Below are 22693 nucleotides of genomic sequence, written 5' to 3'. Positions count from 1 at the left end.
TGAGATGCGATGACGGATCAAAAAGCTTCGAACGAGTTGCGCGTTGCCATTGCTGGCCTTGGCTCGATCGGCACCAAGATCGCAACCGCGCTCGATCAGGGCATCGAGGGGCTGGCGCTTTCTGCCGTTGCTGTGCGTGATCCCGCCAAGCATCAGGCGTTCCTCAACGGCCTGCATCGTACGCCGAAAGTCCTGCCGATCGACCAACTCGGCGAGGCCGCCGACATCGTGGTCGAATGCGCGCCGAGCAGCCAGTTGCGCGCGATCGTCGAGCCCGCGGTGAGGCGCGGCAGGTCCGCCGTCGTCGTCAGCGTCGGGGGGCTGCTCGACAATTTTGATCTCGTCGATCTCGCCCGCGCCAAGGGCGGCCGCATTCTCGTGCCGACCGGCGCGCTGATCGGGCTCGATGCCGTCAACGCCGCGGCGGTCGGCACCATTCATTCGGTGAAGATGGTGACGCGCAAGCCGATCGACGGCTTGAAGGGCGCACCGTTCATCGTCGAGAACAACATCGACATCGACAATCTGCGCGAGCCGCTCAAACTGTTCGAGGGCAGCGCGCGCGAAGCCGCAAAAGGCTTTCCGGCGAACGTCAACGTCGCCGTTGCGCTGTCGCTCGCGGGCATCGGGCCCGATCGCACCCAGATCCACGTCTGGGCCGATCCCACCGTGACGCGCAACGTTCACCGTATCGAGGTCGAGGCGGATTCGGCGCGGTTCTCGATGGGCATCGAGAACATCCCGTCCGAGAATCCCAAGACCGGGCTGATCACGGCATTGTCGGTAATCGCGCTGCTGCGCAAGCAGCGCGCCACGCTGTGTGTGGGGACGTGATTCTTACGCTCCCGTGACGCGCCAGATCACGTTGCCGACGTCGTCGGCCATCAGCAGCGACTTCTTGTCGGGGCCGATCACGACGCCGACCGGGCGGCCGTAGGATTCCTTCTCGTCCGGGGACAGGAAGCCCGACAGGATGTCGCGACCCGGGCCGGACGGCTTGCCGTTCTCGAACGGGATGAACACCAGCTTGTAGCCGGACAGCTTGCTGCGATTCCACGAGCCGTGCTGGCCGATCACCATGCCGTCTCCGAAGCCGGGCAAGGTGCCTGCGGGCATCCAGCACAGGCCGAGCGAAGCGGTGTGGCCACCGAGCGCGTAGTCGGGTTGAAGCGCTTTCGCGACCATCGCCGGGTCCTGCGGCACGCGGTCGTCGACCGTCTTGCCCCAGTAGCAATAGGGCCAGCCGTAGAAGCCGCCGTCACGCACCGAGGTGAGATAATCCGGCGGGGTCTCGTCGCCGAGGCCGTCGCGCTCGTTGACGACGGTCCAGAGCACGTTCGTATTGGGCTCCCAGGCAAGACCCACGGGATTGCGCAGGCCTGCGCCGAAGATGCGATGCGTGCCGGCGGCAAGATCGAGCTCATAGACCGCGGCGCGGCCTTCCTCGACCTCCATGCCCATCTCGGCGATGTTGCTGAGCGAGCCGACACCGGCATAGAGCTTCTTGCCGTCGGGGCTTGCGAGCAGGCTGCGGGTCCAGTGGCCGCTCGGCTTGAACGTCGTGAGGCGCTTGCCCGGCGCGGTGATGCTGTCGGCATTGGCGACGTAAGGAAAGGCCATCACGCCGTCGGTGTTGCCGACATAGAAGGTGTCGCCGACCAGCGCCATGCCGAAGGGCTGGTTGAGGTTTTCCATGAAGGCGCCGCGATGCTCGGCGACGCCGTCACCGTCCTTGTCGCGCAGCAGCGTGATGCGGTTGGCGGACACGCCGAGGGCCGCGGCGCGCCGCATCGTCGCCTGCATCGCATAGTGAAACACCGACCTCGGCGCGCCCGCGATCTGCGTCGCTTCCGCGATCAGCACGTCGCCATTGGGCAGCACCTCGATCCAGCGCGGATGGTCGAGGCCGGTCGCGAAGGCGTTGACCTTGAGCCCGGGCGCGACGGTCGGCTTCTGCCCCTCGCTCCAGCCGCGCGCGGTCGGCATCTTCAGCGTCGGGATCGCACCTTGCGGTTTCGCTTCGGGAATGGCGGGGGTCTGGCCCCAGGCCGGTGCGGCCTCGGTACCCGACAGCTTCCGCCATTGCAGCGCGATGCCGCCGAGGAGCGCAACGAACTGCGCGAAGATGCTCGAGAAAGTCATGAGAAGCCCCTGTTTGCGGGCGCATCCAACTGGCTGATGGGGCGGACGTCAACCTGTGCGGTACGCCGCCGGGGCCTATTCCCGTGGAATGGCAGCCGATCGAATTTGCATGGGACGAACGCCGACGGCCTGTGCCCGGGGATCAGCGGCCGATTTGCCGCTCCAGCCGCCGTGCCGCGCGAAAATCATCCAGATGATGGACATTCGGCGCGAGCGCGGCCTCCCTGGACAGGAGATGATAGACCCGCGCCACCGTGCGTTGTTTTTGCTTCGGCCGCCCGGGCGGCAGCGCCCGCGCCTTGCGGAGCGCGGCGATCGCATGCGCGCGAAAATAATCGTAGGCGTCCGACATCGCTCGATGCTCTGCGGTTGGTGCAGGTGTCGAGGGGTAACGGGTATGGGGAGGGGTGGTTCCTTGGAAGGTTCCGGGCGCGCCGATCTATCCCCGTCATCCTGAGGCGCCGGAGCGTAGCGGAGGCCTCGAAGGATGTGCGGCCCGGCTGCATTTCGGCCATGCATCCTTCGAGGCTCGGATCGCGATGCATGCGCATCGCGAACCTCGGACCTCAGGATGACGGGTTTGGCATCAGGGTTTTGCCAGGAGTACGCGCAGCTTGAACTTCACCGCGGCGACAGGAACGGAATGATCATCGGCACGCGGCGGCAGTAGGCGCCGTAGGCGTCTTCGCCGAGCTCCTTGGAGAGGAACACTTCTTCCATCCGGCCCTTCTGCCACATGCCGAGCGAGATCAGGATCGCGCCGAGCATTGCGGTCACCGTGCCGACTGCGATGCCGGTCACCAGCATGCCGAGGATCAGGCCGGTGTAGATCGGATGGCGCACGATGCCGTAGGGGCCGGTGTCGATGACGCGGTGATCTTCCTTGTGGGTGATGGTGTTCGACCAGAACTGGCCAAGATGCAGCCGGCCCCACCAGGTAAAGGAGATGCCGGCGAGCACGATCAGCGCCACGATGTAGACGGCCAGGTTACTGAACACCCAGAGCGGCTTCTCGCCGAGCACTTCGGCGGTCCACGGCGTGAACAGGATGCCGCCGACCAGGATCGGGATGCGGTAGCGGCCGGACTCCAGCGTCATCACCTGCTTCTGGGTGCGGCCCTGCCAGAACGAAGCGCCGACCCAGCTGGCGAGCCAGGCGAGCCAGATCAGGGCGAGCAGTTGCGTCGGCCAGGTGGTGGTCCAGCCACCCCAGGCGACAGAGAGAAGCTTGCTGAAATCGAAGGACATGAAGGTTCTTTGCGTTGGGCGGGAAGCTCAGCTCGCGCGCGAGGACAGCGCGTGATGCTCGATGGCGCCGGAGGGCCGCTGGCCATTGCGGGCGAGCAGATGGGTGATGGTTTCGCGCAGCACGGGTTCGATCGGGCGCGGCGAGTAGCCGAGCTCGGTGCGGGCCTTGCCGATCGAGAGGTCGCTCGCTGCCAGCGCGATGCGCACGCCCTCGGCGGTGCCGTTGGGCGGCCGGCGCGTGATGTGATCGGAGATGGATTCGAGCATGATCGCGGAGAACTCGGCGATCCTGCCGGGCACGACCACCGGAAACTGCCGGCGGCCGCTCATCGCCGACATCATCCGGAGGATGTTGCCGAGCGGAACGCAGTCGCCGCCGAGAATGTAGCGCTGGCCGAGGCGGCCGCGCTCCATGGTCAGCACGAGGCCCAGCGCGACGTCGCGGACGTCGACGAGATTGACCAGGAAGTTGAGATGCGGCTGCACCTTCTTTTGGAGGAAGTACCAGAGCATCGCGGTCGGCGGCGTCAGATTGTGGTCGGCGGCACCGATCGGCATGGTCGGCGTGCCGATCACGAGCGGGAAGCCGGCGGCCGCGGCCTTGGCGGCGTGATGCTCGGCGAGCGACTTCGACCGCGTATAGGCGCCGGGCATCGCGTCGGCCGGCTGCAGCGCCTCCTCGGCGGCCACGCCATTCAGATTGGAATAGGGGAACAGGATCGATTCCGTCGAGCAGTGCAAAAAGCGCGAGACCCCGCGCTTCATCGCGGCTGCGAGCACGACCTCGGTGCCGCGGCAATTGACCTCGTGAAAATCCTGCTTGTTGGCGACCCACATGCCGGGCAGGCCGGCGAGGTGATAGACCTGATCGACGCCCGCAACCGCAGCATCGACCGCGGCGCCGTCGAGCACCGAACCCTCGACGTGTTCAACCTCCGCGTTCGCCGCGGCCGGCGGACGAACATCGAGCACACGCACCCGCTGCCCACGGGCGCGGAGCGCTTCTACGAGATGATGTCCGATGAAGCCACTGCCACCGGTAACCAGTACGAGAGCCATGCAGAAGGTTTGCTGTTTCGCGTCGAGAGCTATCGGGTTGAAAGGGAATTGGTCGGAACAGGCGCCAGAATCGCGGCAAGGTCGCGACGGAAGCCCAATGCAATGAATAATTTTGCCATGACAAACATCGGTCCAAGCAGGAAATGCGCGGGGTGGTCCACCATCGACGGCTGCCGCTCCTCGAAAACCCTGTGGCCGACGATTTGCGATGCAACGCCGGATGCGATCAACACCGCAAAAATCGACCACATCATGACGATCGAGACCTGATTGCCGATCGCGGTTGCGACCGATAGCAGCACGATCATCGCGGCGAGGATGCCGAGCCCGACCCCGGTGTCCAGCATCAGCCAGTAGACCAGCACCGGCAGCGCCAAAATCACCGCCAGGCTCACCTCGACCCCGAAAACGGGAAAATGCACGAGCGTGAGCGGCAGCACGGCGCCCGTGAAGAGCAGGAGGATACCGACCACGTGCATCGCGCAGTTCCAGGGATCGCGATGATATTCGACGTAGTCGGCCAGTTGGCGTTGAAAATAACTGGCCATGTCGGTCTCGTGCAGCATGGGGGCGGGAAGGGCGAAAACAGGCTATAGCACCGGACAGGGCGGTGCACAAACCGGCGCGAGTGTCGCGCAGAACAGTGCAGCCGCGCTGTGAGACAGGTCACAAAGGGTTAGGATTTCAAAGGGTTCCGCGACGCGCCGACGCGGTTCGCTCAGCGCTTCTTGGCGGGCTTTTTCGCCGCAGGCGCAGGCGCCGCAGCCGGATGCGCCGGCGCCTCCTCCGGCAGCTTGGCATAGGTCTGGATTTGCAGCTGGCCGTTGGCGGCCGAGGTCGGCCTGGCCCGGTCGAGAAGCTGCTCCTCGCCGAGGCCGATCGGGTGCAGTCGCTTGGTCGAGATCTTGAACGTGTTGACCAGCACGTCGCGGATCGCGTCGGCGCGGCGCTGGCTCAGGATCGCATTGGCCTCGCGCGTCTTCGTGTTGGATTCGACATGGCCGACGATCAGGAAGGTGTAGGGCAGCAGCGAGGAATGAACCAGCGCGTCCGCGATGCGGCCGACGGTCTGGTAGGACGCCGGCTGGATGATCGGCGTGTCGGCATCGAACTGGATCTGCGCGTTGAAGGTCGGCAGCTTGGCGAGATCAGGCGCGATCAGCGGTCGGTTCACCGGACCCGGATCGTTCTTGATCCTGGTCTTGGCGCGCTCCATCACCTGCGTCTTCAGCGCGGGAAGATCGACCTCGGCGGCCTCCTCGAAATGGTTGAGCTTGCCCACGATGTCGTCGCGGGTCGGCGGTGCCGCCGTCTGCGCGCGTGCCGTGCCCGCGAGCAGGACCAGGCCAAGTGTAAGGCCGAGCGTGATGGCCATTCCGGGCGCGCGCATCAGCGATACCCCGCATCATCAACGGCCTTCAGGCAGTTGTTGCTGATGCCCTTGGGTGTCGAGACCAGGCAGGGGATCGACTTGCTGGTCTCCTTGGTGGAGCCGCCGCAGACCTTGACGATCTCGCGCTGGCAGACGTTCGCCACCGTGACGCGCGCGGCGACGCGCTTCTGGATCGCGTCGAAGGCGCCGAGATAGTCGCTCGCGCATTGCGGGGATAGCACGTCGCGGTTGCGCGACAGACACTCCTTCAGGCGGGTCGAGTCCGGGTTGACGCCGCGGCAATTGGCGACGATTTCCGCACCGCAGCTCTTGGCCAGCAGCCCGATCGAATCGCCAAAGCTCATGGTCTCCGCCGCGCTAAGCGACGGCATCCCCAATGCCAGCAAGATCAGTGTGATGCCCCGGACCATGGGCGCATCTGATACGGGGAAGTTCGCGGTGGTCAAGGGCTGTTCGGGCGAGAACCGTCGAACATCCGGCCAGTGCGGCGAACAGTCCTCACTCCTCGGCCTCGGTGAGGGGCGGCCATTCGATCAGGACGACGGTGTGTTTCCCAAGATCGTCGGCAAATTCCGGGTCGGCCTTGAGCTGGTCCAGTGTCCGCGGCGGCGGAAGCTGGCGGCCGTCCGCGCTCAGCTCCTGCGCATAGAACGCGAGCGCCTCGGGCGCACTCTCCAGTGCCTCGTCGACGTCGTCGCCGCCGGAAATGCAGCCCGGCAGGTCAGGAAACCATAAGCTGACGGCGTCGTCCGGGTCCGCGTCCTCGATGATGGCAACGTACTGCGCCATCACGCCCGCTGCACAAAACTGTCCACGACCTTCTTCTCGCCGGCCTTGTCGAAGGCGATGGTGAGCTTGTTGCCGTCGATCCTGGTGACGCGGCCGTAGCCGAATTTCTGGTGGAAGACGCGGTCGGAGAGCGCGAATTCCGAGGTCGTGCCGGTGGATTTGGCGACCAGCTCCCCCTCGATGGTCAGGGGGCCGCGGCGGCGCGAGGAGAAGCTGCCGAAATCGGGTCCGGATGATGCGGAGGACGAGAAGGTCGAGGCCTGTTCCTCGAAGCCGCCACTTCCACCGCCGGTACGCCCGCCGCCGCGATTGCGGTTGGCCTGGGCGCGCTGCCAGCCCGGGGTCGAATAGGTCGACCCGAACGCCTCCATGTCGTCGAAGCGCGAGGCGCCGTAGCCGCCGGTGCCGCCCCAGGCCGAGCCGCCCTTGGATTCCGTGATCTCGACATTGGCGGCCGGCAATTCGTCCAGGAAGCGCGACGGAATCGTGGTCGACCAGGTGCCATGGATCCGGCGGTTGGTCGCGAAATAGATTTTGGCGCGGCGGCGGGCGCGGGTGATGCCGACATGGCCGAGCCGGCGCTCTTCCTCCAGGCCGGCGCGGCCCTGTTCGTCCAGCGTGCGCTGGCTCGGGAACAGGCCTTCCTCCCAGCCGGGCAGGAACACGTTGTCGAATTCGAGCCCCTTGGCCGAGTGCAGCGTCATCAGCGACACCGCATCCTCGTCGGCGCCGCTGTCGCGGTCCATCACCAGCGAGATGTGCTCCAAGAATCCTTGCAGGTTCTCGAATTCCTCCATCGAGCGCACCAGCTCTTTGAGGTTTTCCAGCCGGCCCGCGGCGTCCGCCGAGCGGTCCTTCTGCCACATCTCGGTGTAGCCGCTCTCGTCGAGCACGATCTGGGCGAGATCGGTATGCGCGGTGACCTCGCGCTGGGCGCGCCAGCGGTCGAACTGGGCGACGACCTCACGCAAGCTGCCGCGTGCCTTCGGCTTCAGCTCGTCGGTCTCCACCACCGCGCGCGCGGCCTCGAACAGCGGGATGCGACGCTTGCGGGCGTGGTCGTGCAGCATCTGCACGGTGGCATCGCCCAAGCCCCGCTTGGGCACGTTGACGATGCGTTCGAAGGCGAGGTCGTCGGCCGGCGAGTTGATGACGCGCAAGTACGCCAGCGCGTCGCGGATTTCGGCGCGCTCGTAGAAGCGCGGGCCGCCGATCACGCGATAGGGCAGGCCGAGCGTGACGAAACGGTCTTCGAACTCGCGCATCTGGTAGGAGGCGCGCACCAGGATCGCGACCTCGTTGAGCTTCTCGCCCTGGCGCTGGAGCTGCTCGATCTCCTCGCCGATGCCGCGGGCTTCCTCTTCCGAATCCCACGAGCCCGTCACCGTGACCTTCTCGCCGTCGTGGTCCTCGGTGCGCAGCGTCTTGCCGAGCCGGCCTTCGTTGTGCGCGATCAGGTGCGAGGCGGCGGCGAGGATATGGCCGGTCGAGCGGTAGTTGCGCTCGAGGCGGATCACCTTGGCGCCGGGGAAATCGTGGTCGAAGCGCAGGATGTTGTCGACCTCGGCGCCGCGCCAGCCATAGATCGACTGGTCGTCGTCGCCGACGCAGCAGATGTTCTTGGTGGGACCTGCAGGAGCAGCCGCCAATGCCGCGCGCTCTGACATTGCGGGCTCGCTGCCGGATTCTGCGACGTGCAATTGCACGTCGGAGCTCGCCTCTTCGATGCGTTCCGGAATGACTGCGGGCACAGTTGGCTTCGACGGCGCCTGCGACAGCAGCCGCAGCCACAGATATTGCGCGACGTTGGTGTCCTGATATTCGTCGACCAGGATGAATTTGAAGCGCTGCTGGTACTGCCGCAGGATGTCCGGATGCTCACGGAAGATGCGGATGTCCTCGAGCAGCAGATCGCCGAAATCGGCGGCGTTCAGGATCTTCAGCCGCTCCTGGTAGCTCGCATAGAGCTTGCCGCCCTTGCCGTTGGCGAAGACGGCGGCTTCGCCCGACGGCACCTGCGACGGCGTCAGGCCGCGGTTCTTCCAGCCGTCGATCAGGCCGGCCAGCATCCGCGCCGGCCAGCGCTTGTCGTCGATGTTGTCGGCTTGCAGGAGCTGCTTCAAGAGCCGCACCTGGTCGTCGGTGTCGAGCACGGTAAAATTCGACTTGAGCTGCGCCAGCTCGGCATGGGTGCGCAGGATGCGGCCGCCGATGGAGTGGAAGGTGCCGAGCCACGGCATGCCTTCGACCGCATGGCCGAGCATCTGGCCGAGCCGATGCTTCATCTCGCGCGCGGCCTTGTTGGTGAAGGTCACCGACAGGATCTCGGCGGGACGGGCGCGGCCCTGGCTGAGGATGTGGGCGATGCGCGTGGTCAGCACGCGCGTCTTGCCGGTGCCGGCGCCGGCCAGCACCAGGACCGGGCCGTCGAGCGTCTCCACGGCCTCGCGCTGCTCGGGATTGAGCCCGGACAGATATTTCGGGCCCACCGAGGCGCGCGCACGCGCGGCGATGCCGCCGGCTGCGGGCTGGTGGTCGGGGACGTCAGTGATTTTGCTCGGCTCGGTCATGCGAATCATTTGGCCCCACGTTGGCACCGCGGGGTGGCGGAAGGGAGCCTTCTTAACAGGGATTGCTGCCTATATTGCTGCCTATATGGGGCGGCAGGAGGAGGTTTTCCACGTACGCGGCAAGGCAATTTGTTCCTGACACCGGCGCGAATTTCGCGCCTGCGCGGGCCGGAACCATCGTTCCCGCGTCGAGATTGTCTGGACAGGTGGCGCGGCCAGCCGCGTCGACGCTGACAACATCAAGACGAGGGTTTGACCATGCTTGGCTGGGTTGTGACGTTTCTGGTTATCGCACTGATCGCCGGCATCCTGGGCTTCGGCGGCATCGCGGGCGCCTCGATCGAGATCGCCAAGATCATCTTCTTCATCGCGGTCGTTCTGTTCCTGGTCTCGGCCGTGGTCGGCCTTGCCCGCGGCCGAAGGATCTAGCGCGCCGGATCGTGCTATCGCTTCGAGGGCATCGCCACGTTCCGGCCGATGCCCTCGGGCCGCGGGACGGCGCTGTGGGCTTTTGTGACCTCGGCGATGCGCTCACGGATATCGGGCGGAAGCGGCGCAACGCGCCGCGCATTCATGTCCATGTGGAGCGACATGTTCTCCGACGTGGCCGAGAGCCAGCCTTCGGTGGCATGGCGCATCTCCTCGAACGTGTGCAGCCGCTTGTCGTCGGCTTCCAGCAGCCAGACGATGATCTGCACGGGATCGCCGAGATGGATTTCGCGCAGGTACCGCACATGGCATTCGGCGGTGAAGCTCGAGCCGCCTCGCTCCTTCATGTAGGCCGGCCCCATCCCGAGCTCGAGCCAGAGCTGGTCGATCGCGCGGTCGAACATCACGTTGTAATAGGCCATGTTGAGGTGGCCGTTATAGTCGATCCATTGCGGCTCGATCTGCATGACCGAGGCGCGGAAGGGCTCTGCATTGGGCGCTGAGGCGGCAGTCTCCGGCATGTTTCTTCCTGTTATGCATCCGGTCGCTTGACTTGACCGGTTTTATGTCCTTTGCCACGGTTTCGTCTGTCGGGAGGACTGTCCGTGGGTACGACCATCACCAATAATCCGCCGCGGCCGGAGCCGAAAGCCCTCGCGAGCGCGCTGGAGCAGCTTGCCGCGCGCTTCGGCAACCGCCTCGTCACCTCGCAGGCCGTCCGCGAGCAGCACGGCCATACCACCACGTGGATCGTCAACCAGCCGCCGGATGGCGTGGTGATGGCGCAGGAGACCGCCGACATCCAGGACGTGGTGCGGATCTGCGCCAAAAACGGCGTGCCCGTCATTCCTTTCGGCACCGGCACTTCGCTGGAGGGCCAGGTCAATGCGCCCGCCGGCGGCATCTCGATCGATCTGCGCGACATGAACAAGGTGCTCGCGGTTCATGCCGAGGACCTCGACTGCGTGATCCAGCCCGGCGTCACCCGCAAGGCGCTCAACGAGCATCTGCGCGACCAGGGCCTGTTCTTTCCGATCGATCCCGGCGCGGACGCGTCCCTCGGCGGCATGGCCTCGACCCGCGCCTCCGGCACCAACGCGGTGCGCTACGGCACCATGCGCGACAGCGTGCTGGCACTGAAGGTGGTGCGCGGCGACGGCGAGATCATCACCACAGGCACGCGCGCCAAGAAATCATCCGCGGGCTACGACCTGACGCATCTGTTCATCGGCGCCGAAGGCACGCTCGGCATCATCTCCGAATTGACCATCCGCCTGCGCGGTATCCCCGAGACGATCGCGGCCGGCGCGGTGTCGTTCGAGACCGTGCATGGGGCGTGTCAGGCGGTGATCCTGGCGATCCAGACCGGCATTCCCGTGGCGCGCATCGAGCTGCTCAACGCTGCGCAGGTGAAGGCCTGTAATGCCTATTCGAAGCTGACGCTGCCGGAGACGCCGCTGCTGCTGATGGAATTCCACGGCAGCGAGATCGAGGTCGCCGAGCAGTCCAAGGCGTTCGGCGAGATTGCAAAGGACTGCGGCGGCGGCGATTTCTCCTGGACCACCAAGCCCGAAGATCGCACCAAGCTGTGGCAGGCGCGGCACGATGCCTACTGGTCCGTCAAGGCGCTGCGCCCCGGCGACAGCATCGGCGTGGTTGCAACCGACGTCTGCGTGCCGATCTCGCGGCTTGCCGATTGCGTCAGCGAGACCGAGGAAGATCTCAAGCGGCTCAATCTGCTGTCGCCGATCGTCGGCCATGTCGGTGACGGCAATTTCCACTGCTCGCTGGTCTGCGACACCAACGACGCGGCCGAGATGGCGCGCGGCGAGGAGTTCATGCATCGCCTGGTCGAGCGCGCGCAGGCGATGGACGGCACCTGCACCGGCGAGCACGGCATCGGCCAGGGCAAGCAGAAATACCTCGAGGCGGAACTCGGCACCGAGGCGCTCGACGCGATGCGGGCACTGAAGAAGGCGCTCGATCCGCAAAACATCTTCAACCCCGGCAAGATTGTGCCGGAAGCGTAGGGCCCTAGCCCGGGGACCGGGAACTTTCGGCAGTCTTGCCGGTTCCAATTCCCGCCAGGTTCCGATGCCTCAATGGCCGGACTTTGCGCGGGAGGATGCGATGGTGCGACCGGTCATTGCAATTGCCGCCGTGGCATTTGCCTGCATGCTGGCAGGCGCTGCGGTCGCCAAAGGCGGCGGACATGGCGGCGGACATGGAGGCGGCCACGGAGGCGGCCACGGAGGAGGGCATGGCGGCGGTCATCACGGCGGCGGCCATTTCCACGGCCACGGCGGCGGGCACGCGCATGGCGGCGGACATCATCGCGGGATGCGGTTCGCGACCGGCGCCCGACGTGGCGGTCCGAACTTCGGTCAGATCCGGAATGCAGCAATACGGCCGGCGAACTTCCGCAATGCCTTGAACTCCAGCGCATTCCGGAATGGCCGGCTGATCAGCAATCCCGCAGCGCGTGCGCAAATCGCGACCGCAGCCGCACTCGCCGGTTGGAGCGGGGCAAGCAGCGGATGGTGGCAGCATGCGGGTGGCGGCTACGGCTGGGTTGGACCGCTGTTCTGGCCGTTCGCCTACAACGATCTTTACGACTACACGATCTGGGGCGACGGGCTCGGCTTCTGGGGCTATGGCTATCCGGACATCTATGCCGGCATATTCGGCCCCTATGGCTATGATCGGTTGTCAGCCTATCTGCCGCAACAGCCGCAGGGACGGCGGCGGGCGCGCAGCGCTCCGCTCGATCAGCTCTGCGGCAGCGACCGCCGTGCCATCGTCGGTCTGCCGATCGATCAGATCGCCGATGCGGTGCAGCCAAGCGTTGCGCAAGGCGCCGATCTTGATGCGCTGGCCAACGCCTCGATTGACGCGGCAGCGCTGATCCGCACGTCCTGTCCGACGCTGGCCGCCGCGACGGCGCCCGGCCGGCTCGCGGCGATGCAGCAGCGGATCGAAGCGATGCAGAAGGCGGTCGATCTGGTTCAGCCTGCACTCGACAAGTTCTATGGTTCGCTCGCCGACGAGCAGAAGGCGCGCTTCAATGCGCTGGCCGACGATCAGCGTCGTGCGACGGCATCGAGCAATGGCGGTCCGTCGGTGCAGAATTGCAGCGCGTCCGCCGCGTTCGATTGGCCGGGCGCCGCGATCGAGGAGAGGATTCATCCGAGCGACACCCAGCGCGCGGCACTCCAGGTGCTCCAGGATACCAGCGCCAAAGCCAGCGCATCGCTCAAGGCGGCCTGCGAGCCCAATGACCTGATGACGCCGCCGGCGCGCATGGCCGCAATCCGCAAGCGCCTCGAAATGATGCTGGCCGGCATCAAGTCGGTGCGGGCGGCGCTCGACGATTTCTACGCCACGCTGAACGACGAGCAGAAGGCCCAGTTCGAGGCGATCGGCCCGCGCCGCATGTCCTGAGCGCCGCAAGCCAAACGGCATGGCGTAAAAAACCGCCTCGCCGATCTCGATCCGGTTCAATATGGTGGGCGCGTCTGCAAGACCGCGGGTGGCGGGACGATGAAGTGGTTCGCGAGGCAAACGCCGAGGGACATCTGGGACGAGGCGATCGAAGGGCCGCTCGGCGACATCGAGGCCGCCGAACGCATCCGCGCGATCTGCGCCGCCGCGAGCGCCGCCGGCTCGGCGCGGAGCGACAAGCGTGAAAGCCAGCGTTACGAGCGCGCGGCCAAGGTCGCGATGGAAATCGCCATGAAGATCTCTGATGGCGTGATGCGCGACGACGCGGTCCACCGCATCGTGAATCTCTGTATGAAGGCAAACGACCTCAAGACCGCGCAGATCCTGTTCCGCGCCATCCACACCGGCTGGATTCGCGAAACCGTGCAGCGGGATCACCCGACCTTGGCACAATAAGTGTTGCGGCATGAACGGTGCGCTCCCTCCCTCGCCTGCGGGGGAGGGCTGGGGAGAGGGTATCTCCGCAACGGGACAACCCCCTAGAGGAGGAAGCCCTCACCCGGCGCTACGCGCCGACCTCTCCCGCAAGCGGGAGAGGTTACAGTGAGTTCGCGGCTCCGCCGGAGTACCTAAAGCTATTCCACTTTCGCCAGCTTGCGCACGGCTTCGTCGACGCTGTGGAAGACGTGCTCGCGGGGCAGGGCATCGAACAATCTGAAGCGCTCGAATGCGGCCTGCGCGCGCACCGATTCGAGGCGGGCCAGCGCCACCGTGACGCCCTGCTCACTGCATGCCTTGAACATGTCGAGCAAGATCTGCGCGGCGGTGAAGTCGATCTCGACCATGCCGCTCGCCTCGAGCACCAGCAGTTGCGGCGTCGATGTGCCCAAGACTTTCGCCACGTCGCTTCGGAAGTCCGACGCGTTGAGAAAGGACAGCGGCGCCTGCAGCCCGATCACGGCCACGCCGGCGATGCGCTCGCCGCTGATGTGCGGATGCGCCGGCCACCAGATCGTGGTGCCCGGCACGCGCTCGAACTCGACGAGCCGTGCGCGCGTCGTGCTCCAGATGCCGTGCAGCAGCGACAGCACGATGCCGAGGAACGCGCCCTGCTGGATCGGCAGCACGATGATCAGCGCGGCGGTCGCGACGATCAGCAAAAACTCGCTGAAGGACTGCCGGTAGATCGTGACGATCTGCTTGACGCGGATGATGCGCAGCGCCACGAACAGCAGGATGCCGCCGAGGGCTGCGTCCGGTACGTGCTGCAACAGGCCGGTGCCGAACGCGAGCAGTGCCAGCACGATTGCCGCAGCGGCAAGGCCCGCGAGCTGCGACTGCCCGCCGGTCTCGGCGACGATGCCCGTTCGCGGCGGACTGGCATTGACCGGAAACGCGCCGAACAGGCCGGACAGCACGCTGCCGGCACCCGCGCCCAGGAAGTCGCGGTCGACATCGGCGGGCCTGTCAGGATCGGACGGGAACGAGCGCGTCGTTGCCGCCGTCTGCACCATCACCACGACGGTGATCACGAAGGCCAGCGGCACCAGGCGCACCCACAGCTCCGGCGCAAGCTCGGGAAAGGTCGGCCGCGGCAGCGCGCCCGGCACGGTGCCGACGACGCTGACGCCCCTGCTTTCGAGGCCGAGCGCGATCGTCGCCAGCGTCGCGGCGACCAGCCCGATCAGTGCGCCCGGAATTTTGGCGCTGACCTTCTCGGAGATGAAGACCACGGCGAGCACGCCGAAGCCGATGCACAATGTGAAGGGATTGGTGCGGCCGATTTCAGTTGCGAGCGCGCCGATGCGATCGAGCGTCGGCCCGCCCGGTGATGGAAGCCCGAGCACGCCCGGTAGCTGCGAGACGATGATGTGGACGGAGATGCCGGCGAGGAAGCCGACCATGACCGGCACCGACAGAAGGTTTGCGATGCCGCCGAGGCGGAAGGCGCCGCCGGCGAGCATCATCGCGCCCACCATCAGCGCCAGCGCGATCGCAAGGCCCTGATATTCGGGCGTGCCGGCTGCTGCGAGCGCGGCAAGCCCGCCGGCGAAGATCGGCGTGATCGTGGAATCGGCGCCGCATGACAGGAAGCGGTTGCCGCCGAGCAGCGCGAAGCCGAGCGATCCCGCCATGAAGGCGAAGAAGCCGATCTGCGGCGCAAAGCCGCCGAGCCGCGCCGTAGCCATCTGCTCAGGGATGGCGATCGCCGCCAGCGTCAGCCCCGCCATCAGATCGCCCGGCAGGGAGTAGGGCGCCAGCGAGCGGAAGAGCGGCCATGCGTGCCTGGCGTGAGCGTCGTGCGGCATTGATGTGGAATCCCCCGGAAAGCCTGGTGCGATCAGACTACAGCATTTCCGGCTTCGCGGGCGACAGACGGCGAACATCCCGCACCGGACGACGCTTCGCATCGCCGGGGGCGCTGCGCCCGGGGCACGAGAGTCGTTGCTTTCGCCATCAACGCGAATGTCCCCAGGCCGGAGACCTGCGGACATTCGTTTGTATCGGGAGCGACGAACTCAGTACCTGCTGCGATAGTTGTCGCCGCGTCCGTAGCCGCCACCGCCATGGCCACCCATGCCAAGACCAATTCCGACACCGATGCCGATGCCTTGCATCACGGCGCCGGGCGGTGGGCCTGGGGGCGGCGCGCGCTCATAGACCACTTCCTCGGGCGGAGGCGCAGGCCGGCGTTTCGGCGGCGTTTCGACCACCTTGCGCTTCGGCGGCGTGTCGTCGACGCGCTTCTTGATGACAGGAGCGACGCTCGGATTGACCGGCGTTGCCGGTGCCTGCGGCGTCGAGCACGGGCAGGTCGGCGCCATCGCGACCGCGACGGGGGCGGGGGTCGCCGCGGCTGCGACGGGCACGCCGTAATTGCGGTTCTGCACGCGGAGCAGCAGCCGGCGCGCGGTCGTGGCGAGATCGCTGTTGTCCCAGTTGTTGAGATAAGCCTCGAACGAGGCGCGGGTGTTGATCGCGGTCGCGCGCTCCCACGCCAGCATCTGGCGGCGGCGCTCGAGCACCGTGCGCACACGTGGCGTCCGCGTGTCCTGGGCGTACAGCTCGATATAGGCCTGATAGGCTTCCACGGTGTCGTCGGTGATCACCAGCTCATAGGCGACCATGGCCGGCTTGCCCTGCAAGTCCTTGCGCCAGTCGGCGACGCTGCGCGTGCCGCTGGCCAGCGCCATGGCAGAGGCGCCCGGAAGAGCGGGCGTACTGCCGCTGCTGTCGCCGAAGAACTTGAAGTCGGTCGTCAGCGACGAGCTCTCCCAGGGGATCTGCCGTCCGTCGGTCGATTGCGCCACCGCGACGCGGATGCGCTTGAACACTTCCTCGATCGGCAGATTGGGCTGCTTGGCCACGGTCAGCGCGGCCGTGGTGTAGGGGCTGTCGATGCCGGAGCCGTCCTCGGCCTCCGCGCCGGGCGAGGTCGAATAGGAGATGAACGAGCCGGGCGCACCGGCCTTGGTGTCGACGATCGCGAGGCCGTGGCCGGCGCCGCTGAGCGCCGGGAACGGATTGTTGCGGCAGGCATCCAGCATGAAGATGCGCGCCTTTGTCGGCAGCGCGCCGAGCGTGTTGAGCAAATCGTTCAGCCGCACGCCCTGCAGCGGAATGTCGGCCTCGCGCTTGGGATCGAGATCGACCGGCACCAGATAGTTCTCGCCGTCGATCTGCAGCCCGTGGCCGGCATAGAACACCAGCGCGACGGTATCGCTGCCGCTGGTGCTGACCTTGCCGGCGAAATCCGAGATCGCTGCGCGCATCTCGTTCTGCGCCAGGTTGGCTGCCGTGGTGACGGTGAAGCCGGCATTGCCGAGCAGTTCCGTCATGCCCTTGGCATCGTTGGCGGCATTGGGCAGCTCCGGCACGGTGCGATAGGCCGATTGACCGATCACCAGCGCGAGCCGGGCTTCGGCGGCGGCGTCGGTCGGCGTCATCAATTGCGTGAGTGCAAGGAGACCGGAGGCAAGGAACAAATTGTGAAAGGCTGGACGGCGCATGATGTCACCTCCGTCGGCAATGCGCGCGATGATGTCACCTTTTCTACGTCTTCGCGATGACGCCGTCTGTGCGCTGGATCACGCATCGAACGCGGCAAAATGGGGCAGGGGGTCTGCCGGAGCATCGTTCTGGCGCCATCCATGTGAATTGCGCATTGATCCATGCGCCGATTGGATCGATCGCCGGTGCTGCGCGACGATGTCCGCCTCGCAACGACCAGCCGCAGGCGGGTCCGTATCGATAATCCCGGGAAACGGCCGCCACTTCACCACGCGCCCATGCTGTCGATAGTCGCCGGGCACCGTTCTGTCGCGGCAGGCCGCTACCCTTGCCTGCCCCGTCGCTTTGGCCATACAGTCTGCGCAACAGGCCGCGGCAACGACCGCGGTGAAGAAAAAATAATCAGGGAGAGACCGCACCATGACCATCGTGCCCGTGAGCCGTCGCACGTTCATCAAGTCATCGACGGCGGTCAGCGCCGGCCTCGTGCTCTCCCCCGCCATCATCGGCCGCGCCGAAGCTGCGACACTGAAGCTGAAATGCTCCTCCTCGCTGCCGAACGATCCCAAATACGCCAACGGCCGCGTCTATTACGACAACCTCGTCAAGAATTTGAAGGGCAACGGGCTCGGCGAGCAGGTCGAGGTCGCCTTCTTTCCCGACAACCAGCTCGGACAGGAAATCGACGTCATCAATTCGGTGAAGCTCGGCGTCATCGACCTCATGGTGTCGGGCTCGTCGATCTCGGCCAATCTGGTGCCGCTGGTGGGCACCTTCGACCTCGGCTTCCTGTTCTCGAGCTTTCCGCAGCAGACCAAGGCGTTCGATTCCGGCGCTGCCAAGCCGATCGAGGATGCGCTGCTCAAGGGCGGCAACATCCGCATCATCGCCTGGGCCTATAATTTCGGCTCGCGCAGCGTGCTGGCGAGGAAGCCGGTGAAGACGCCGGAGGATCTCGCCGGCCTCAAGATCCGCACCCTGCCAAATCCCGTCATCACCGAATGCCTGCGGCTGATGGGCGCCGCCGCGACGCCGCTGGCGTTCGGCGAAATCTACACGGCGTTGCAGGCCGGCGTGCTGGATGGCCTCGAGCACGATCCGCCGACGATCCTGGCCAGCAAGTTCTTCGAAACCGCGAAATTCTATGCGTTGACGCAGCACAATTTCTCGCCGCTCGCGATCTACTTCAGCGACATGACCTACAACCGCATGGACCCGAAGCTGCGCGACGGCTTCCTCGACGCCGCGAAGAAGGCCGCGGTCGACACCCGCGCCCATGGGCTTGCGGTCGAGAAGGAAGCGCTGGCGGCCTTGACCGAGAAGGGCGTGACGGTGGCTGAATGCGACCGCGAGGCGTTCAGGAAGCGCGTGGCGCCGCAGCACGAGAACTTCATCAAGGCGCGGCCGGACTCCAAGGCCGTCATCGACATCATCCGCGCGACGCAAGCTTGAGATGACCAAATCCGGGCTTGCGATGACAGCCGCCGTGCCCGTCTCGGGCGGCCGCCACGGGAGCATCGCGTTGCTGCTTCGCCTCAGCGACACGATCGCGGCCGTCCTGCTGGCTGCCGATCTCGTGGTGGTGTGCGCGTCCGTGCTGCTGCGCTTCTTCTTCAATGCGCCGGTCGAATGGTCCGACGACGTCGCGCGTGGCCTGATGGTCGGCTCGGCCTTCTTCGGCGCGGCGAGTGCGCTCGCGCGCGGCGAGAATGTCGGCGTGTCCTTCTTCCGCGATCTGCTGCCGTCGCGGTTGCAGGCACTGGTCGATGCCGCGAGCGCGCTGCTGGTCGTGCTGATCTCCGGCTATGTCGCGTACAATGCTGTCAAGCTGGGTTCGCTGACGGCGGGGCAGACCACCGGATCCGGCCTGCCGCTGGAGTTGACCTTCTACCCGATGGGGATCGGCGCGCTGTTCATGACGGTGTTTGCGGTCGACCATCTCTGCGCAAGGCCGCTGCCCGTCATCGTCAGGGGCGTCATTGCGATTGCCATCGTGACCGGCCTGTATCTGGCCTGGGATTATTTGTCGCCGTCCACGGTGCCGTCGGCAGGCACGCTGATGCTGATCGGGTTCTTCGCAACCCTGTTCGGCGGCTTGCCGATCGGTTTTGCACTGGCGCTCGCTGCGCTCATTTTCATCTGGGTCGAAGGCGCGCTGCCCGGCGTAATCTTCGCCCAGCAGATGGCGCGCGGCATCGACAATTTCGTGCTGCTCGCGATCCCCTTCTTCATCCTGGTCGGCTACCTCATGGAAGCCAACGGCATGTCGGTGCGCCTGATCGAGCTGCTGCAGCGCGCGGTGGGGCGCATGCGCGGCGGCCTGAACGTCGTGATGGTCGCCTCGATGGTGCTGTTCTCGGGCATCTCGGGCTCGAAGATGGCCGACGTTGCCGCGGTCGGCTCCGTGCTGATCCCGGCGGCGCGCCGCTCGAAGCAGAATCCGGGCGGCGCGGTGGCGCTGCTCGCGGCCTCCGCGGTGATGGCGGAAACCATTCCGCCGTGCATCAACCTGATCATCCTGGGCTTCGTGGCGAACCTGTCGATCGGCGGCCTGTTCGTCGCCGGCCTGTTGCCGGCGGCGCTGATGGCGCTGGTCCTGATCGTCGTCTCCATCATCTTCGGCAAGACCCCGGCCGAAGCCGAGGAGATCGAGCCGCAGATGCCTGTGTCGGGCCTCTGGAGCGGCGCGATCGCTTCGTTCGGCCTGATCTTCATGATCTTCTTCGGCTTCAAGAGCGGCTTTGCCACCGCGACCGAAATCTCGGCCTTCGCCGTGGCCTATGCGCTCGTGGTCGGCAGCGTGGTGTTCCGCGAGCTCGGCTTCAAATCGGCCGCGCACAGTTTTGTCCAGGCTGCGACGCGCGCGGGGCTCGTGCTGTTCATCGTCGCCGCGGCGCAGTCGCTGGCGTTCACGCTGACCTTGCAGCAGGTACCGCATGCGGTCGGCGATTTCATGCTGGGCTTGTCCAAGACATCAGGCACCTGGCTGTTCATCCTGCTCGCGATCGCGGTGCTGATCGTGATGGGCTCGGTGCTCGAAGGCGCCGCCGCGCTGATCATCTTCGGTCCACTGCTGCTGCCGGTCGCGGTGCAGCTCGGCGTCGATCCCCTGCATTTCGGCGTGGTGCTGGTCATCGCGATGGGCATCGGCCTGTTCGCGCCGCCGCTCGGGCTCGGGCTCTACGGCGCCTGCCTGATCGGCAACGTGCCGATCGAGCAGACCGTGAAGCCGATCATGGGCTATCTCGGCTTGCTGTTCCTCTGCCTGCTCGTCATCGCGTTCGTGCCATGGCTCTCGACCGCGCTGCCGCGGGCATTCGGCTACTGACGGAGTGTTGTCGTGAAAGTTCTGCTGGCCCATACGCCGGAGATGCGTCGCAATTATTATGGCGACCGCAGCCTGAACGGCCTGCGCGCGGCCGCCGAGGTGATCCTGCACGAGAGCGATGAGACGCTCGATGCGGCCGGCCTCGTCCGCGCGGCTGCTGATGCCGACATCATCGTCGCCGATCGCATGACAGAAGGGCGCGGCGAGATTTTTGCGCAACTGCCGCGCCTACGGGCCTTCGTCCGCTGCGCGGTCGATATCCGCAACGTCGATGTCGAGGCGGCCTCGCAAGCCGGCGTGCTCGTGACCCGCGCCGGCCCCGGCTTCGTGCAGGCCGTGGCCGAGCTCGCGCTCGGTTTCATGGTCGATCTTTCCCGCGGCGTGTCGCGGGCGACCGCTGACTACCAGGCCGGCCGCAAGGTCGAGGCGCGGATGGGCCGCCAGCTTGCCGGCAGCCGGATCGGCATCATCGGTTATGGCAGCATCGGGCGCTACCTCGCCGAAATCGCAAAGGTGATGCGCATGGAGGTGCTGGTGGCCGATCCCTTCGCCACCGTCAGCGACAGCGCCATCCGGCGCGTCAGTCTCGACGAGCTCCTCGCGGGCTCCGACTACGTCGTCTGCCTCGCGATCGCCAACGAGCAGACCGAGAATTTGATCGGCGAGGCGGCGCTGGCGCGCATGCAGAAGCATGCCGTGTTCATCAATCTCTCGCGCGGCAATCTCGTAGACGAGGCCGCGCTCGCCAAGGCGTTACTCGAGAACCGCATTGCGGGTGCGGCCATGGATGTCGGCCGCGCACCCGACCAGATGCCGAGCCCGGAGCTGGCGAAGCTGCCCAACGTCATTGCGACGCCGCATGTCGGCGGGCTGACGCCGCAGGCGATCGAATACCAGTCGCTGGAAACCGTGCGGCAGGTCGAGGCCATTGTCAAAGGCGAGGTGCCGCCGGGCGCCGTCAACGCAGAGCGGTGGACGCGGCGGCCCTAAAGCCGATCCACCGCCCTGAACGTCCCGTCCTTCTGGATCACCGTCAGGAACACCTTCGGCGGCGTCTCGATCGCGCGGATGCCGACGGTGACGACGTTGCCGCTGATGTCGAAGCGGCCGACATCGTTGATGGCGCGCAACAGGCTCGCGCGTGTCGGGCTCAGTCCGGCCTTTTCCAGCGCCGAGGCCGCGAGGCGGCCGGAGAGATAGCCTTCGAGCGACACGAAGTCCGGTGTCAGCGCCGGGTCGAATGCCTTCTGCGCCGCCTGGTAGTCGGCGACGAGCCTTTGCGAGTGATCCCAGGGGAACGGCACGACCTGCGAGACGATGACGCCTTCGCCGTCGGGGCCAAGCTCCCTGGCGAGCGCGTTGGCGCCGACGAAGGAGATGTTGACGAACGTCGGATAGGAGCCGCTGCGGTGCGCGAGCTTGATGAATTCCGCGCACGGACCGTAGGTCCCGACCATGACGACGGCTTCGGGCTCGGCGCGCTTGATCGTGCGCCAGGCCGCGCCGACCGCGCGGGTGTTGCGCTCGAAGGTGCCTTCGGCGGCGAGCTCGAGGCCGCGCTTGGCGAGCGCGCGCTTCACGCCGGCAAGACCGTCGCGGCCGAAGGAATCGTCCTGGTAGAAAATGCCGATGCGGGTGAAGTGGCGATCCTCGGTGAGGTGCTTGATCCATGCCTCGGCCTCCGCGCCGTAGCTGGCGCGGATGTTGACGACGTTGGCAAGTTCGAGGTCACGCAGGAATTCGGCGCCGCTGAACGGGCCGATGAAGGGAATGTTCCTGGCGCTGGTGATCGGGATCGTCGCCATGGCGGTCGGCGTACCCACCGCGCCGATCAGCGCGAACACCTTGTCGTCCTCGATCAGCCGCAGCGTCTGCGCCACCGAACGATCGGGATCATAGCCGTCGTCGCGGCTGACGAGCTGGAGCTTGCGGCCGTGGACGCCGCCCTTGGCGTTGATCTCGGTGAACGCCGCGACGATGCCTTGCCGCATCCGCTGTCCGAGCGCGGAGGAGGGGCCCTCGAGCGCGGCGGCCTGGCCGAACAGGATCGCATCGTCGCTGACCCCGGTCTCGCCGCCTTTCGCTGCAAAATTGGCCGTGGCGAGTAGCGCGACGGCCAGAGCGACGCAGGCCGAGAATCGCGATCGTGTCATGAGGATGCTTGCCGGATGAGGGAGGCGTTGCCGGAACAATAGGTCTTGCGGGCTGAACAGCTCGCTAACCTGCGCCGCGGCGACGATCCGTAAGACACCGGGGAAAACCGGCAACTTATCTCCACACTGC

21 protein-coding genes are annotated in these 22693 nt (G+C 66.2%); 8 read left to right on the top strand and 13 right to left on the bottom strand.

Features of this window, described 5'->3' with window-relative positions:
- Positions 1-9: 9 nt before the first annotated feature.
- Positions 10-834, top strand: coding sequence for an aspartate dehydrogenase (locus I3J27_RS28310; protein ID WP_270162162.1), 825 nt, complete (start codon positions 10-12; stop codon positions 832-834).
- A gap of 3 nt (positions 835-837) precedes the next feature.
- Here the strand turns inward: I3J27_RS28310 and I3J27_RS28305 are convergent, their stop codons facing one another.
- From I3J27_RS28305 to I3J27_RS28265, 9 genes are all read right to left on the bottom strand, one after another.
- A complete protein-coding gene (locus I3J27_RS28305; protein WP_270162161.1) occupies positions 838-2142 on the bottom strand; it encodes a PQQ-dependent sugar dehydrogenase in 1305 nt (434 codons plus the stop codon).
- Between the two features lie 142 nt (positions 2143-2284).
- The gene (locus tag I3J27_RS28300) at positions 2285-2494 is read right to left on the bottom strand and encodes a hypothetical protein (RefSeq protein ID WP_270162160.1); all 210 of its coding nucleotides are present in this window, start codon (positions 2492-2494) and stop codon (positions 2285-2287) included.
- Between the two features lie 269 nt (positions 2495-2763).
- Positions 2764-3390, bottom strand: a complete 627-nt coding sequence (locus tag I3J27_RS28295) for a methyltransferase family protein (RefSeq protein WP_270162159.1) — start codon at positions 3388-3390, stop codon at positions 2764-2766.
- Between the two features lie 27 nt (positions 3391-3417).
- Complete coding sequence (locus I3J27_RS28290; RefSeq protein WP_270162158.1) at positions 3418-4449, bottom strand: NAD-dependent epimerase/dehydratase family protein; 1032 nt, start codon at positions 4447-4449, stop codon at positions 3418-3420.
- A gap of 29 nt (positions 4450-4478) precedes the next feature.
- A complete protein-coding gene (locus tag I3J27_RS28285) occupies positions 4479-5015 on the bottom strand; it encodes an Mpo1 family 2-hydroxy fatty acid dioxygenase (protein WP_270162157.1) in 537 nt (178 codons plus the stop codon).
- Positions 5016-5167: 152 nt separating this feature from the next.
- The gene (locus I3J27_RS28280) at positions 5168-5839 is read right to left on the bottom strand and encodes an OmpA family protein (RefSeq protein ID WP_270162156.1); all 672 of its coding nucleotides are present in this window, start codon (positions 5837-5839) and stop codon (positions 5168-5170) included.
- Positions 5839-6252 (bottom strand): hypothetical protein, encoded by a 414-nt coding sequence (locus I3J27_RS28275; RefSeq protein ID WP_306417029.1) that lies wholly within the window; start codon positions 6250-6252, stop codon positions 5839-5841. The genes I3J27_RS28280 and I3J27_RS28275 overlap by 1 nt, the downstream gene beginning before the upstream one ends.
- Before the next feature lie 88 nt (positions 6253-6340).
- Positions 6341-6631 carry a type II toxin-antitoxin system HicB family antitoxin gene (locus I3J27_RS28270; RefSeq protein ID WP_270162154.1) on the bottom strand — a complete coding sequence of 97 codons (291 nt, stop codon included), beginning with the start codon at positions 6629-6631 and terminating at the stop codon, positions 6341-6343.
- Entirely contained in the window at positions 6631-9210 is a 2580-nt protein-coding gene (locus I3J27_RS28265; RefSeq protein ID WP_270162153.1) for an ATP-dependent helicase, read from the bottom strand. The genes I3J27_RS28270 and I3J27_RS28265 overlap by 1 nt, the downstream gene beginning before the upstream one ends.
- 249 nt (positions 9211-9459) lie before the next feature.
- Between I3J27_RS28265 and I3J27_RS28260 the strand changes: the two genes are divergently transcribed.
- Positions 9460-9630 (top strand): DUF1328 domain-containing protein, encoded by a 171-nt coding sequence (locus I3J27_RS28260; protein ID WP_014493008.1) that lies wholly within the window; start codon positions 9460-9462, stop codon positions 9628-9630.
- A gap of 14 nt (positions 9631-9644) precedes the next feature.
- On the opposite strand, the gene I3J27_RS28255 is transcribed toward I3J27_RS28260, so the two are convergent.
- On the bottom strand, positions 9645-10151 hold the full coding sequence (locus I3J27_RS28255; protein WP_270162152.1) for a thioesterase family protein: 507 nt from the start codon (positions 10149-10151) through the stop codon (positions 9645-9647).
- An 84-nt stretch (positions 10152-10235) separates the two neighbouring features.
- On the opposite strand from I3J27_RS28255, the gene I3J27_RS28250 reads away from it, so the two are divergent.
- From I3J27_RS28250 to I3J27_RS28240, 3 genes are all read left to right on the top strand, one after another.
- Positions 10236-11660 (top strand): FAD-binding oxidoreductase, encoded by a 1425-nt coding sequence (locus tag I3J27_RS28250; RefSeq protein ID WP_270162151.1) that lies wholly within the window; start codon positions 10236-10238, stop codon positions 11658-11660.
- A gap of 100 nt (positions 11661-11760) precedes the next feature.
- Positions 11761-13071 carry a Spy/CpxP family protein refolding chaperone gene (locus I3J27_RS28245; protein ID WP_270162150.1) on the top strand — a complete coding sequence of 437 codons (1311 nt, stop codon included), beginning with the start codon at positions 11761-11763 and terminating at the stop codon, positions 13069-13071.
- A 99-nt stretch (positions 13072-13170) separates the two neighbouring features.
- Positions 13171-13527, top strand: coding sequence for a hypothetical protein (locus I3J27_RS28240; protein ID WP_270162149.1), 357 nt, complete (start codon positions 13171-13173; stop codon positions 13525-13527).
- Between the two features lie 179 nt (positions 13528-13706).
- On the opposite strand, the gene I3J27_RS28235 is transcribed toward I3J27_RS28240, so the two are convergent.
- Positions 13707-15380, bottom strand: coding sequence for a SulP family inorganic anion transporter (locus I3J27_RS28235; protein ID WP_270162148.1), 1674 nt, complete (start codon positions 15378-15380; stop codon positions 13707-13709).
- A gap of 210 nt (positions 15381-15590) precedes the next feature.
- A complete protein-coding gene (locus I3J27_RS28230) occupies positions 15591-17081 on the bottom strand; it encodes a caspase family protein (RefSeq protein ID WP_270162147.1) in 1491 nt (496 codons plus the stop codon).
- A gap of 421 nt (positions 17082-17502) precedes the next feature.
- On the opposite strand from I3J27_RS28230, the gene I3J27_RS28225 reads away from it, so the two are divergent.
- The 3 genes from I3J27_RS28225 to I3J27_RS28215 are packed head-to-tail and all read left to right on the top strand — an operon-like array spanning position 17503 to position 21400.
- A complete protein-coding gene (locus I3J27_RS28225) occupies positions 17503-18534 on the top strand; it encodes a TRAP transporter substrate-binding protein (protein WP_270162146.1) in 1032 nt (343 codons plus the stop codon).
- 22 nt (positions 18535-18556) lie between these two features.
- A complete protein-coding gene (locus I3J27_RS28220; RefSeq protein WP_270172909.1) occupies positions 18557-20410 on the top strand; it encodes a TRAP transporter large permease in 1854 nt (617 codons plus the stop codon).
- Between the two features lie 12 nt (positions 20411-20422).
- Positions 20423-21400 (top strand): NAD(P)-dependent oxidoreductase, encoded by a 978-nt coding sequence (locus I3J27_RS28215; protein WP_270162145.1) that lies wholly within the window; start codon positions 20423-20425, stop codon positions 21398-21400.
- Here the strand turns inward: I3J27_RS28215 and I3J27_RS28210 are convergent.
- A complete protein-coding gene (locus I3J27_RS28210) occupies positions 21397-22563 on the bottom strand; it encodes an ABC transporter substrate-binding protein (RefSeq protein WP_270162144.1) in 1167 nt (388 codons plus the stop codon). The genes I3J27_RS28215 and I3J27_RS28210 overlap by 4 nt on opposite strands.
- Between the last annotated feature and the right edge of the window lie 130 nt (positions 22564-22693).

Origin of the sequence: Bradyrhizobium xenonodulans, assembly GCF_027594865.1 — a bacterium.
GTDB classification, from domain to species: domain Bacteria; phylum Pseudomonadota; class Alphaproteobacteria; order Rhizobiales; family Xanthobacteraceae; genus Bradyrhizobium; species Bradyrhizobium xenonodulans.
Note: the sequence above shows the minus strand (reverse complement) of the source record. Positions and strands in the feature narration are given on the sequence as shown.

Bases quoted from the DNA above. Each gene is read 5' to 3' on its own strand.
- I3J27_RS28310 (WP_270162162.1), top strand. From the start codon at position 10: ATGACGGATCAAAAAGCTTCGAACGAGTTGCGCGTTGCCATTGCTGGC.
- I3J27_RS28305 (WP_270162161.1), bottom strand. From the start codon at position 2,142: ATGACTTTCTCGAGCATCTTCGCGCAGTTCGTTGCGCTCCTCGGCGGC.
- I3J27_RS28300 (WP_270162160.1), bottom strand. From the start codon at position 2,494: ATGTCGGACGCCTACGATTATTTTCGCGCGCATGCGATCGCCGCGCTC.
- I3J27_RS28295 (WP_270162159.1), bottom strand. From the start codon at position 3,390: ATGTCCTTCGATTTCAGCAAGCTTCTCTCTGTCGCCTGGGGTGGCTGG.
- I3J27_RS28290 (WP_270162158.1), bottom strand. From the start codon at position 4,449: ATGGCTCTCGTACTGGTTACCGGTGGCAGTGGCTTCATCGGACATCAT.
- I3J27_RS28285 (WP_270162157.1), bottom strand. From the start codon at position 5,015: ATGCTGCACGAGACCGACATGGCCAGTTATTTTCAACGCCAACTGGCC.
- I3J27_RS28280 (WP_270162156.1), bottom strand. From the start codon at position 5,839: ATGCGCGCGCCCGGAATGGCCATCACGCTCGGCCTTACACTTGGCCTG.
- I3J27_RS28275 (WP_306417029.1), bottom strand. From the start codon at position 6,252: ATGGTCCGGGGCATCACACTGATCTTGCTGGCATTGGGGATGCCGTCG.
- I3J27_RS28270 (WP_270162154.1), bottom strand. From the start codon at position 6,631: ATGGCGCAGTACGTTGCCATCATCGAGGACGCGGACCCGGACGACGCC.
- I3J27_RS28265 (WP_270162153.1), bottom strand. From the start codon at position 9,210: ATGATTCGCATGACCGAGCCGAGCAAAATCACTGACGTCCCCGACCAC.
- I3J27_RS28260 (WP_014493008.1), top strand. From the start codon at position 9,460: ATGCTTGGCTGGGTTGTGACGTTTCTGGTTATCGCACTGATCGCCGGC.
- I3J27_RS28255 (WP_270162152.1), bottom strand. From the start codon at position 10,151: ATGCCGGAGACTGCCGCCTCAGCGCCCAATGCAGAGCCCTTCCGCGCC.
- I3J27_RS28245 (WP_270162150.1), top strand. From the start codon at position 11,761: ATGGTGCGACCGGTCATTGCAATTGCCGCCGTGGCATTTGCCTGCATG.
- I3J27_RS28240 (WP_270162149.1), top strand. From the start codon at position 13,171: ATGAAGTGGTTCGCGAGGCAAACGCCGAGGGACATCTGGGACGAGGCG.
- I3J27_RS28235 (WP_270162148.1), bottom strand. From the start codon at position 15,380: ATGCCGCACGACGCTCACGCCAGGCACGCATGGCCGCTCTTCCGCTCG.
- I3J27_RS28230 (WP_270162147.1), bottom strand. From the start codon at position 17,081: ATGCGCCGTCCAGCCTTTCACAATTTGTTCCTTGCCTCCGGTCTCCTT.
- I3J27_RS28225 (WP_270162146.1), top strand. From the start codon at position 17,503: ATGACCATCGTGCCCGTGAGCCGTCGCACGTTCATCAAGTCATCGACG.
- I3J27_RS28220 (WP_270172909.1), top strand. From the start codon at position 18,557: ATGACAGCCGCCGTGCCCGTCTCGGGCGGCCGCCACGGGAGCATCGCG.
- I3J27_RS28210 (WP_270162144.1), bottom strand. From the start codon at position 22,563: ATGACACGATCGCGATTCTCGGCCTGCGTCGCTCTGGCCGTCGCGCTA.